The sequence below is a fragment of the Blastococcus atacamensis genome (assembly GCF_002938425.1).
Classification (GTDB): domain Bacteria; phylum Actinomycetota; class Actinomycetes; order Mycobacteriales; family Geodermatophilaceae; genus Blastococcus; species Blastococcus atacamensis.
This window is the reverse complement of record NZ_POQU01000042.1, coordinates 1-11,507: the sequence shown is the minus strand read 5'-3', so window position 1 is coordinate 11,507 and position 11,507 is coordinate 1. Positions and strand designations below refer to the sequence as shown.

Here is an 11,507-nt window from a genome sequence, read left to right as displayed (position 1 = left end):
CGGGTGCGCCGGGGCTCCCTGGTGCTGCCAGGGAGCGCCCAGGGGCGCCGCCTAGACTCCGAGCCCGAACCGCGCTCGACGGCCGCTCGCCGGCCGCACCCTCCGCACCACGCATGCCCGAGGAGTTCGCACCCGTGCCCACGAACAAGCAGCGGCGGGAAGCCGCGCAGCGCCACCTGCAGCGTCAGCTGGAGCGCCGCGCAGAGCTCGCCAAGAAGCGCCGTCGCAACCTGGGCATCCTGCTGACCGCGCTCGCCGTCGTCGTGGTCGTCGGCGCCGCGCTGCTGATCACCGGCGTCTTCAGTGGCGACGACGACGAGAACCAGGCCGCCGACCCGTCGAAGCCGGTCGCCACGTCGTCCGCGGCGCGCACCACCAACCCCGACGGCACGGTGAGCTGCGAGTACCTGCCCGACGAGAGCGGCAACCCGAACCTCGCCGACGTCGGCACCCCGGCCACCCCCGAGGCGACGCCGACGCAGGGCACCGCCACCCTGCGCATGGCCACCGACCAGGGCGACCTCACCCTGACCCTGGACCGCGCCAAGGCCCCGTGCGCGGCGGCCAGCTTCGTGCACCTCACGCAGGCGGACTTCTACGACAACACGCCCTGCCACCGGCTGAGCACCGCGGAGTCCTTCGGCCTCCTGCAGTGCGGCGACCCGACGGGCACCGGCTCCGGCGGGCCGACCTACAAGTACGCCGAAGAGGTCACGCCGGAGACGACCTACCCGCGCGGCACGATCGCGATGGCGAAGACCAGCGCGCCGAACACCACCGGCGGCCAGTTCTTCCTCTGCTTCACCGACGTCACCCTGCCCCCGGAGTACACGGTGGTCGGGACCATCGACGAGGCCGGGCTCGCCGTTCTCGACAAGGTCGCGGCCGGCGGCGTGCAGGGCGCGGAGGGTCCCGGCGACGGCCCACCGAACATCCCGGTGACGATCACCGACATGTCCGTCGTCTGACCCCACCGCTCGAACGACGAGAGCGCCGGTACCCCTGTGGGTACCGGCGCTCTCGTCATCGGGAGGCGGGCTAGGCGGTGACGCGCTCCACGTCGAAGACGCCGTCGACGTTGCGCACCGTCTGCAGCACCGCGCCGAGGTGCGCGGGGTCGGCCAGCTCGAAGGTGAACCGGCTGATCGCCACGCGGTCGCGGCTCGTCTGCACCGACGCCGACAGGATGTTCACCCGCTCGTCGGCCAGCGCCTTGGTCACGTCGGAGAGCAGCCGGTGCCGGTCCAGCGCCTCGACCTGGATCGCCACGAGGAACATCGCGCCCGGCTGGTTGCCCCACTCGACCTCGACCAGCCGCTCGGGCTTGCTCCGCAGATCCCCGGCGTTGGTGCAGTCGGTGCGGTGCACGCTGACCCCGCCGCCCCGGGTGACGAACCCGAGGATGGCGTCACCGGGCACCGGCGTGCAGCACTTGGCCAGCTTGGCCCACACGTCGGTCATCCCGTGGACGACGACGCCCGGGTCCCCGCTGGCGCTGCGCCGCGGCGTGGGCCGGCGGGTCGGGATCGCGGTCTCGGCGATGTCCTCGGTGGCGCCCTCGCTGCCGCCGAGCGCCACCATGAGCTTCTCGACCACCGACGCGGCCGACACCTGGTTTTCCCCCACCGCCGCGTACAGCGCGGTGACGTCGGCGAAGCGCAGGTCCTTCGCCAGCGTCGACAGCGCCTCGCCACCGAGCAGCCGCTGCAGCGGCAGGCCCGCCTTGCGCATGGCGCGGGTCAGGGCCTCCTTGCCGGCCTCGACGGCGTCCTCGCGGCGCTCCTTGGTGAACCACTGGCGGATCTTGGTGCGGGCCCGGGACGAGCCGACGAACGACAGCCAGTCCTTCGACGGGCCGGCCGTCGGCGACTTGGAGGTGAAGATCTCCACGACGTCGCCGTTGGTGAGCTTGCTGTCCAGCGACACCAGGGAGCCGTTCACCCGGGCGCCGATGGTCCGGTAGCCGACCTCGGTGTGCACCGCGAACGCGAAGTCCACCGGCGTCGACTCGCCGGGCAGGCTGACGACGTCGCCCTTCGGCGTGAAGACGAAGACCTCCTGCGGCCCGAGGTCGTACCGCAGGGTCTCCAGGAACTCGCCGGGCTCCTGCGCCTCGCGCTGCCAGTCCAGCAGCTGGCGCAGCCACAGCATGTCGTCGGGCGTGCCGGGCTTGGCCGGAGCGCCGAACTCACCGGCGCTGGGCTTGCCGCCGGCGCGGGCCTTCTCCTTGTACTTCCAGTGCGCCGCGATGCCGAAGTCGGCGGTGCGGTGCATGTCGTGCGTGCGGATCTGCAGCTCCACGGGCTTGCCGTGCGGGCCGATGACCGTCGTGTGCAGCGACTGGTACATGTTGAACTTCGGCATGGCCACGAAGTCCTTGAAGCGGCCGGGGACCGGCTGCCAGTGGGCGTGCATGATGCCCAGCGCGGCGTAGCAGTCGCGCACCGAGTCGACCAGGATGCGGATCCCGACGAGGTCCCAGATGTCGGTGAAGTCGCGGCCGCGCACGATCATCTTCTGGTAGATCGAGTAGTAGTGCTTGGGCCGGCCGGTGACGACGGCCTCGATCTTCGCGGCCTTGAGCTGCTCGCTGACCGACGACGTCACCTCGGCCAGGTAGGTGTCCCGGGACGGCGCCCGCTCGGCGACCAGGCGGACGATCTCGTCGTAACGCTTGGGGTACAGCGTGGCGAACGCGAGGTCCTCGAGCTCCCACTTGATGGTGTTCATGCCCAGCCGGTGGGCCAGCGGGGCGAGGATCTCCAGCGTCTCGCGCGCCTTCTTCTCCTGCTTCTCGGGCGGGAGGAAGCGCAGCGTGCGCATGTTGTGCAGCCGGTCGGCCAGCTTGATCACGAGCACCCGCGGGTCCCGGGCCATCGCCACGATCATCTTGCGGATCGTCTCGGCCTGGGCGGCGTCGCCCAGCTTGACCCGGTCGATCTTGGTGACGCCGTCGACGAGGTGCGCGACCTCCGAGCCGAAGTCGGTGGTGATCGTCTCCAGCGTGACGCCGGTGTCCTCGACGGTGTCGTGCAGCAGGGCCGCGATCAGCGTCGTCGTGTCCATCCCGAGCCCGGCCAGGATGGTGGCCACGGCGAGCGGATGGGTGATGTAGGGGTCGCCGCTCTTGCGTTTCTGGTTGCTGTGCGCCGCCTCGGCCACGTCGTAGGCCCGCTGCAGGAGGCCGAGATCGGCCTTCGGATGGCTCTGCCGGTGCAGCGCCGCCAGCGGCTCGAGCACCGGCCGCACCAGCGCGCTGCGCTGCCCGGCCACGATACGGCGGGCCAGGCGGTCGCGCACCCGGCGGCGGGGCGCACCGGACTCCGGGTCGACCGGCTCGGCGCCCACGTCGTCGGGACGGCGCACGACGGGGCGCTCGGGGAGCGGGCTCCGGACGGGCGGTTCCCCATCGGTCTCCACCGCGCCGGGCCGCGCGGGAGCCGCGTCAGCGGCTACTTCGGAGGCCACGGCTGCTCCTACAGGTTTCGAGGAGGGAAGAACCCTTCCCCATGCTACCGGGACGGCGTGCCCCATGGCCGCGCCCGGCGGTCAGGTCAGCCAGAGCGAGTGCACCGTGTGCGGCACCAGCTTCTCGCGTCCGCTCAGGGCGGCCAGCTCCACCACGACAGCCACCGCACTCACGACACCGCCCAGCTGCTCCACCAGCGAGACGGCGGCGCCGAGCGTGCCGCCGGTGGCCAGCACGTCGTCGACGACCAGCACCCGCTGTCCGGGTCGGATCGAGTCGGCGTGCAGCTCCAGCGTCGCGGTTCCGTACTCGAGGTCGTAGTCGGCCGCGATGCGCTCGCGCGGCAGCTTTCCCGCCTTGCGGACCGGCACCACACCGACGCCCGCATCGAGCGCGACCGCGGCGGCGAGCAGGAAGCCGCGCGCCTCCACCCCCACGACGACGTCGAAGGCGCGCTCCCCCGCCCGGGACCCGGCCAGCGCCGCCGCCCGCGGATCGGAGTCCCCCGGCGCGGCCAGCCCCTCGACGACCCGGCGGAACGCGGGACCGTCGGCGAACACCGGCGTGAGGTCCCGGAACAGCACCCCGGGTTCCGGGTAGTCCTGGATGTCGACGGTGAGGCTCGCGATGAGCTCGTCGAGCGGCTGGACCGGCTGGTCGGTCACCGCCGGCGCTTGCCCGGACGCTGCGGCCGTGCCCCCGGTCGCGGCGCGGCGGTGGCACCGTGCCCGCGCTCCGGTCGCACCGAGGACGGCGACTCGACGACGACGTCGGCGTCCACGGTCTCGGGCAGCTCCGCCACCGCGACACCGCCACCGCTGCGGCGGCGCCGGGCGCTGGCCACCGGTCCGGCCGGTGCACCCCCGGTGCGGGCCGCCGACGAGCGGCGCGCCTGCACACGCCGGCGGAGGGCCTGCACCTCGGGCTCCCGCTCCTTGAGGTCGGCCACGATCGGCGTCGCCAGGAAGATCGACGAGTAGGCGCCCGCGGCGAGGCCGACGAACAGCACCAGCGCGAGGTCCTTGAGCGTGCCGACGCCGAGCAGCCCGGCGCCCACGAACAGCAGGCCGGCCACCGGCAGCAGCGCGATCACCGAGGTGTTGATCGAGCGCATCAGCGTCTGGTTGACCGCCAGGTTCGCCGCCTCGCCCCACGTCATGCGGGCGCTGCGCTCGAGATCCTTGACGTTCTCGTCGACCTTGTCGAAGACGACGACGGTGTCGTAGAGCGAGAACCCCAGGATGGTGAGGAAGCCGACCACCGTCGACGGCGTCACCTCGAAGCCGATCAGCGAGTAGACGCCCGCGGTGACCACGATGTCGTGCACCAGGGCGGCGATGGCGCCGACGGCCATCTTGGGCTGGAAGCGCACCGCCAGGAAGAGGATCACCGCGACGAGGAACACCGCCAGGGCGATCAGCGCCTGGTCGGTGATGTCCGAGCCCCACTCGGCGCTCACCGACTCGGGGCTCACCTCGTCCGGGGCCACGCCCGCCGCATCGGCGAGGCCCTCGACGACCGCGCGCTCGCCGTCGTTGTCCAGGCTCTCGGTGCGGATCAGCAGCGTGTTGCCACCGACGACCTGCGCGCTGGCCACCTCGGCACCGGCGTCCTCGGCGGCCGTGCGGGCGTCGGCGAGCTGGGCCTCGGTGCCCGGCAGCCGGAAGCTGTTGCCGCCGGCGAAGTCGATGCCGAAGTTGAAGCCGCGGAACACCATCGAGGCGATGCAGAGGATCAGCACCACGGCGGTGATCTTGTAGATCAGCCGGCTGCGCCCGACGACGTCGAGGCCGGCCTCGCCGTTGTAGAGGCGGCGGGTGAGGCCGCCGCGCCGCCGGCGCCCACCGTCGTCGGGCGCCGCCGTCTCGGCGTCGCCGCCCGGGTCCTGGGGCAGCCCGGCGTCGGCGAGGGCGTCCTCGCCGGCCGCCACCGGGACGTCGTCCGGCGTCGGCTGCACCTGGTCGGTGGGGCGGGTCATGAGGTGCTCCTGTCCGTGCGGCCGGTGCCGGCTCCGGCTCCGGCGAGCTCGCGCTCCCGGGCCGGCGGGGCGGACCGGCGGGTGTGCTCCACCTGGCCCAGCCCGGAGAACCGGTTGCTGCCGAAGGACTTGATCCGCGACAGCACCGCCATGAGCGGGTGGGTGAAGAGGAAGACGACGATCAGGTCCAGCACGGTGGACATGCCGAGGGTGAACGCGAAGCCCTTCACGTCACCGATCGCCAGCAGGTACAGGATCGCCGCGGCGAGGAAGCTGACGGCGTCCGCCGAGAGGATGGTGCGCCGGGCCCGGACCCAGGCGCGGGGCACCGCCGACCGCAGCGAGCGGCCCTCACGGATCTCGTCCTTGAGCCGTTCGAAGTAGACGACGAACGAGTCGGCGGTGATGCCGATCGAGACGATGAACCCCGCGATCCCGGCCAGGCTCAGCGTGAAGCCGATCTCCCGGCCCAGCAGCACCAGGCAGCCGTAGACCACGACGGCCGAGAGCAGCAGGCTGGCGATCATCACCAGGCCGAGCAGCCGGTAGTAGATGAGCGCGTACAAGAAGACCAGCGCGATCCCGATGGCACCGGCGATGAGGCCGGCCTGCAGCTGCTCCTCCCCCAGCTCGGTCGAGATGGACTGCGCCGTGGCCTGGGTGAAGGTCAGCGGGAGGGCGCCGTACCTGAGCTGGTTGGCCAGCTCCGTCGCCGACTCCTGGTCGAACTGCCCGGTGATGGTGGTCTGCCCGTTGATGGCGCCCTGGATGGTGGGTGCGGAGATGACCCGGCCGTCGAGGGTGAAGGCGACGTTCTTGCCGACGTTCGCGGCGGTGTAGGCCGCCCAGGTCTCGCGTCCCCCGGTCTTGAAGTCCAGCAGGACGATCCAGCTGCCGTCGGAGGGATCGGTCGCGGCGGCGGCGTCGTCGATCTCGGTGCCCTCGATGATCGTGGGGCCGAGCAGGTACTTCGCGGTGCCGTCCTCGGTGCACGCGGCCACGTGGTCGCCCGGACGCGAGGTCTCGCCGGTGACGTTCTCCGCGTCGCAGGTGAGCGTCGCGTAGGCCGCCGAGGCCTCCTCCAGCGTCACCGCGGGAGCGTCCGGGTCGGGCAGCGCCGGGTCCTCGACCGCACCGTCGGTGTCGGTCGGGGTGGCGGGTGCGGCGGACTCGTCGCCGGTCTCGGCGGCGTCGCCCTCCGCGCTGCCGTCGGCGGTCTCGGCGCCGTCGGTCGGCGGAGCCGCATCGGTCGGCGTGGCCGCGTCACCCTCCGCCGGCTCCTCGGCCGGGGCCGCCGGCTCCGGCCCGGACAGGACCGGGCGGAACCGCAGCTGGGCGGTGGCGCCGAGCTCGCGCGCCTGCTCGCCATCCTCACCCGGGACCGAGATGACGATGTTCGAGTCGCCCTCGGTGACCACCTCGGCCTCGGCGACGCCGAGACCGTTGACCCGCTGCTCGATGATCCGGCGGGCGAGCTCCAGGTCCTCCTGGGCCGGCGCCTGGCCGTCCGGCGTGCGGGCGGACAGCGTGACGGTCGTGCCGCCGCGCAGGTCGAGCCCGAGCTGCGGGGTACGGGTGTCGCCCACGAAGAAGACGAGGCCGTAGATGAGCGCGATGATCGCGATCAGCGCGGCGAAGTAGCCCCTCGCCGGGGCCGGACGGTTGGCCACGGTGTTCTCCTGGTCAGACGGTGCCGTCGGCCGGGCGGGCCGGGTCGTCGGCCACCGCCGTCGGCTCGGCAGGACGGCGCACCTCGAGGATCGCCTGGCGGATGATGGTCACGACGACCCCGGGAGCGATCTCCAGGTCGACCGTGGTGTCACCGAGCCCGGCGATCGTCCCGTGGATGCCGCTGGTGGTCATGACCGGCGTGCCGATCTCCAGAGCGGCCTGCATCGTGGCGGCCTGCTCCTGCATGCGCTTGCGCTGCCGCGCCGGCAGCACGATGAGCACCACCAGCATGACGGCCAGGAGGATGAACGGGAAGAACTGCTCCACGACAGGTGTGCCTCTCTACCGCGTCGGTCGACCGCGGTCGGTGCGGTCCGGGAGGGATCCGCTCGGGTACGTCGGCACCGGCGCGCGCGGCGACCAGACGGGACGCGCACGGCCCGGCCTGCGAGTTGCGCGCCAGCGTCGGGGAGTCTAGGCGTCGAACAGGGCTTCTGACGACGACCCCGGAACCTGTGGGTCTGCTGTGACCCGACCGAGGGGGGCCCCACCGCGGGGTAGCGGCTGCCCGAGGTGCTGCCAGGCCACCTCGGTGGCCACCCGACCTCGGGGCGTGCGCGCCAGCAGACCGGCCCGGACCAGGAACGGCTCGCACACCTCCTCGACGGTGTGCGGCTCCTCCCCCACCGCCACCGCCAGCGTCGCGACGCCGACCGGCCCGCCGCCGAACTTCACGACCAGCGCCTCCAGCACGGCGCGGTCGAGGCGGTCCAGCCCAAGGTGGTCGACGTCGTAGAGCGCGAGCGCCGCCTCGGCCACCTCGCGGGTGACCCGGCCGTCGGCCTCCACCTCCGCGTAGTCGCGGACGCGGCGCAGCAGCCGGTTGGCGATCCGCGGTGTGCCCCGCGACCGGCCGGCGATCTCCGTCGACCCCTCCGCGGTGAGTTCGACCCCCAGCAGGTCGGCGCTGCGCGCCAGCACCCGCTCCAGGTCGGCGGTCTCGTAGAACTCCATCTGGCCGACGAAGCCGAACCGGTCGCGCAGCGGGCCGGTCAGCAGGCCGGCGCGCGTGGTGGCCCCGACGAGCGTGAACGGGTTGATCTCCAGCGGGATGGCCGTGGCCCCGGGCCCCTTGCCGACGACGACGTCGACCCGGAAGTCCTCCATCGCCATGTAGAGCAGTTCCTCGGCCGGCCGGGCGATGCGGTGGATCTCGTCGATGAACAGCACGTCGCCGGGCGCGAGGTTGGACAGCATGGCCGCGAGGTCGCCGGAGCGCTCGATCGCCGGGCCGCTGGTGATCTTCACCGAGGTGCCCAGCTCCGAGCCGATGATCAGCGCGAGGCTGGTCTTGCCCAGCCCGGGCGGACCGGAGAGCAGCACGTGGTCGGGCGTGCGGCCGCGGCGCTTCGCGCCCTCCAGGACCAGCGCCAGCTGGCGGGAGACCTTCGGCTGGCCGATGAAGTCGTGCAGCGAGTGCGGGCGCAGCGCCGACTCGACGACCCGCTCCTCGTCACCGGCCTGCGGGGAGACCGCCCAGTCCTGGCCGTCGCCGACGGCCAGCTCGCCGGTCAGCGACCGGTCGAACGGGGCACTCATGCCCTACCCAGCAGCTGGAGCGCCTGCCGCAGCAGGACGGCGACCTCGACCCCGCCGGTGGCGAGGATCTGCTCGTCGGCGACGGGCGCGAGCTGGACCACCGCACCCTCGGCCTCCTTCGGGCTCCAGCCCAGACCCACGAGCGCCGAGGTCAGCTGGTCCCGCCACGGGGCGACCGGGGTGACGGCCGGCAGCCCGGCCGGGACCGGTGCGTCGAGCGAGGCGTCGACCGACGTGGAGCCCAGCCGGTCACGGAGCTCGAGCACCAGCCGCTCGGCGCCCTTCTTCCCGATGCCGGGCACCTGCATGAGCGCCTTGAGGTCGGCCATCGTGACCGCGCGCCGGACCTCCCGCGGCGGGTGGATCGCGAGGATCGCCTGGGCCAGCCGCGGCCCGACCCCGTTGGCCGTCTGCAGCAGCTCGAACAGCTGCCGCTCGTCGTCGTCGGCGAAGCCGTAGAGGGTGAGCGAGTCCTCGCGCACCACCAGGCTCGTGGCCAGGCGGGCGAACTCCCCCACCTGCAGCCGGGCGATGGTGCCCGGCGTGCACTGCACCGCGAGGCCGATGCCGCCGATCTCGACGACGGCACCGTCGGGGCCGACCGCGGCCACCCGGCCGTTGACCGAGGCGATCATCGGGCCGCCACCCCCTGCCAGCGGGGCAGGGTCCGCTGCACGACGGGTGCGCCGATGCCGCCGGCGATGGCGGCGCTGCGCAGCCGCTGCTGCGCAGGACCGCGCCAGGCATGGCACACGGCCAGCGCCAGGGCGTCCGCGGCGTCGGCGGGCTTCGGGGCGGTGGCGAGCCCCAGCACGCGGGTGACCATGAGGGTGACCTGCTCCTTGTCCGCGCGGCCGTTGCCCGAGATGGCCGCCTTGACCTCGCTGGGCGTGTGCCAGGCGACGGGCCGGTCGGCCTGCGCCGCGGCCAGGGCCGCGACCCCGGCGGCCTGCGCCGTGCCGGTGGCGGTGCCCTTGTTGTTCTGGGTGAAGACGCGCTCGATGGCGACGACGTCGGGCCGGTGCTCGCGCAGCAGCGCGGTCACCGCCGTGTGCAGCTCCAGCAGCCGCAGCTCCAGGTCGAGCTCCGGCATCGTCCGGACGACGCCCACCCCGATCGCCGTCGGTCGGGAGCCGGGTCGTCCGTCGACCACCCCCCACCCGCACCGGGTGAGGCCCGGGTCGATGCCGAGCACCCGCATGGTCACGCTCCCGTCAGCCGAACGCTTGTTCGACCGAGGCTAACCGGGAAAGGGCACGCCGCACGGCGACACGCTGGTGACGTGCTGGAACGGTCCCCGGTGCAGGGCCCCACGACGAGCGGAGCGAGTCGAGGGGGGCACCGGGGTCCTTCTAGGCGTCGGCGGTGACCTTCTCCATGACCTCGTCGGAGACGTCGTAGTTGGCGTAGACGTTCTGCACGTCGTCGAGGTCCTCGAGCGCGTCGATCAGCTTGAAGACCTTCGCCGCACCGTCCTCGTCGAGCTCGACCTGCACGCTGGGCTGGAAACCGGCCTCGGCGGAGTCGTAGTCGATGCCGGCGTCCTGCAGGGCGGTGCGCACGGCGATGAGGTCGCCGGGCTCGCACAGCACCTCGAAGGTGTCGCCGAGGTCACGGACCTCCTCGGCGCCGGCGTCGAGGACCGCCATGAGCACGGTGTCCTCGTCCACCCCGTCGGCGGCGGGCACCACGACGACGCCCTTGCGGGAGAAGAGGTAGGAGACCGAGCCGGGGTCGGCCATCGAGCCGCCGTTGCGGCTCATGGCGGTGCGGACCTCCATGGCCGACCGGTTCTTGTTGTCGGTCAGGCACTCGATGAGCACCGCGACCCCGGCGGCCGCGTAGCCCTCGTAGGTGATGCCCTGGTAGTCGACGCCACCGGCCTCGGCGCCCGAACCGCGCTTGACGGCGCGGTCGATGTTGTCGTTGGGGACCGAGCTCTTCTTGGCCTTCTGGATGGCGTCGAACAGCGTCGGGTTGCCGCTCGGGTCGCCGCCGCCGGTGCGCGCCGCGACCTCGATGTTCTTGATCAGCTTGGCGAAGAGCTTGCCGCGCTTGGCGTCGATCCCGGCCTTCTTGTGCTTCGTCGTCGCCCACTTGGAGTGGCCACTCACGACTGTCCCCTCTCGTCCCCGGCCGGGCCTCCCGTGCCGACGTCGGCCTGCTGGGCCAGGTGACGGCGCACGATGTCGACGAACAGCGCGTGCACCCGGCGGTCCCCGGTCAGTTCCGGGTGGAAGCTGGTGGCCACCACGTTGCGCTGGCGGACCGCGACGATCCTACCGTCGGCCGGTCCGCCCTCGACCCGGCCGAGCACCTCCACGTCCTCGGCGGCCTCCTCGACCCACGGCGCCCGGATGAAGACGGCGTGCAGCGACGGCCCGTCGACACCGGCGAACCGCACGGTCGACTCGAAGGAGTCCGTCTGCCGGCCGAAGGCGTTGCGCCGCACGGTGACGTCCAGCCCGCCCAGGGTCTTCTGGTCCGGCGAGGCGTCGAGCAGCCGGTCGGCGAGCAGGATCATCCCCGCGCAGCTGCCGTACGCGGGCAGCCCGGAGCGCACGGCGTCGCGCAGCGGTTCCAGCAACCCGAACCGGGCGGCCAGGTTGGCGATGGTGGTGGACTCCCCGCCGGGGACGACGATCCCGTCGACACCGGCGAGCTCCTCGGGTCGGCGCACCGGGCGGGCCTCCGCGCCTTCGGCCTGCAGCGCGGCGATGTGCTCGCGCACGTCACCCTGGAGGGCCAGCACCCCGATGACCGGCTCTCTGCCCGCCCGGTGCGCCGACC

11 protein-coding genes are annotated in these 11,507 nt (G+C 72.9%); 1 reads left to right on the top strand and 10 read right to left on the bottom strand.

Going from position 1 to position 11,507, the window contains the following annotated elements; genetic code table 11:
* Nucleotides 1-134: 134 nt before the first annotated feature.
* Entirely contained in the window at nucleotides 135-968 is an 834-nt protein-coding gene (locus C5508_RS11460; RefSeq protein WP_104525096.1) for a peptidylprolyl isomerase, read from the top strand.
* A 70-nt stretch (nucleotides 969-1,038) separates the two neighbouring features.
* Here C5508_RS11460 and C5508_RS11455 read toward each other — a convergent pair whose 3' ends face one another.
* The 10 genes from C5508_RS11455 to pdxT form a co-directional block, all read right to left on the bottom strand.
* Nucleotides 1,039-3,468 carry a RelA/SpoT family protein gene (locus C5508_RS11455; RefSeq protein WP_104525076.1) on the bottom strand — a complete coding sequence of 810 codons (2,430 nt, stop codon included), beginning with the start codon at nucleotides 3,466-3,468 and terminating at the stop codon, nucleotides 1,039-1,041.
* 81 nt (nucleotides 3,469-3,549) lie between these two features.
* On the bottom strand, nucleotides 3,550-4,134 hold the full coding sequence (locus C5508_RS11450; RefSeq protein ID WP_104525075.1) for an adenine phosphoribosyltransferase: 585 nt from the start codon (nucleotides 4,132-4,134) through the stop codon (nucleotides 3,550-3,552).
* A complete protein-coding gene (gene secF / locus C5508_RS11445) occupies nucleotides 4,131-5,447 on the bottom strand; it encodes a protein translocase subunit SecF (RefSeq protein ID WP_104525074.1) in 1,317 nt (438 codons plus the stop codon). Before secF ends, C5508_RS11450 begins: the two co-directional genes overlap by 4 nt.
* Nucleotides 5,444-7,117: a protein translocase subunit SecD gene (secD, locus tag C5508_RS11440; protein WP_104525073.1), complete on the bottom strand. Its 1,674-nt coding sequence runs from the start codon at nucleotides 7,115-7,117 to the stop codon at nucleotides 5,444-5,446. Before secD ends, secF begins: the two co-directional genes overlap by 4 nt.
* 13 nt (nucleotides 7,118-7,130) lie before the next feature.
* Entirely contained in the window at nucleotides 7,131-7,445 is a 315-nt protein-coding gene (gene yajC, locus C5508_RS11435; protein WP_232797067.1) for a preprotein translocase subunit YajC, read from the bottom strand.
* A gap of 147 nt (nucleotides 7,446-7,592) precedes the next feature.
* Nucleotides 7,593-8,717: a Holliday junction branch migration DNA helicase RuvB gene (gene ruvB, locus C5508_RS11430; protein ID WP_104525072.1), complete on the bottom strand. Its 1,125-nt coding sequence runs from the start codon at nucleotides 8,715-8,717 to the stop codon at nucleotides 7,593-7,595.
* Nucleotides 8,714-9,352 carry a Holliday junction branch migration protein RuvA gene (gene ruvA / locus C5508_RS11425; protein WP_104525071.1) on the bottom strand — a complete coding sequence of 213 codons (639 nt, stop codon included), beginning with the start codon at nucleotides 9,350-9,352 and terminating at the stop codon, nucleotides 8,714-8,716. The genes ruvB and ruvA overlap by 4 nt, the downstream gene beginning before the upstream one ends.
* The gene (gene ruvC, locus C5508_RS11420; protein ID WP_104525094.1) at nucleotides 9,349-9,918 is read right to left on the bottom strand and encodes a crossover junction endodeoxyribonuclease RuvC; all 570 of its coding nucleotides are present in this window, start codon (nucleotides 9,916-9,918) and stop codon (nucleotides 9,349-9,351) included. The genes ruvA and ruvC overlap by 4 nt, the downstream gene beginning before the upstream one ends.
* A gap of 151 nt (nucleotides 9,919-10,069) precedes the next feature.
* Nucleotides 10,070-10,831 (bottom strand): YebC/PmpR family DNA-binding transcriptional regulator, encoded by a 762-nt coding sequence (locus C5508_RS11415; protein ID WP_104525070.1) that lies wholly within the window; start codon nucleotides 10,829-10,831, stop codon nucleotides 10,070-10,072.
* Nucleotides 10,828-11,469 (bottom strand): pyridoxal 5'-phosphate synthase glutaminase subunit PdxT, encoded by a 642-nt coding sequence (gene pdxT, locus C5508_RS11410; RefSeq protein ID WP_269801780.1) that lies wholly within the window; start codon nucleotides 11,467-11,469, stop codon nucleotides 10,828-10,830. The genes C5508_RS11415 and pdxT overlap by 4 nt, the downstream gene beginning before the upstream one ends.
* Nucleotides 11,470-11,507 lie beyond the last annotated feature (38 nt).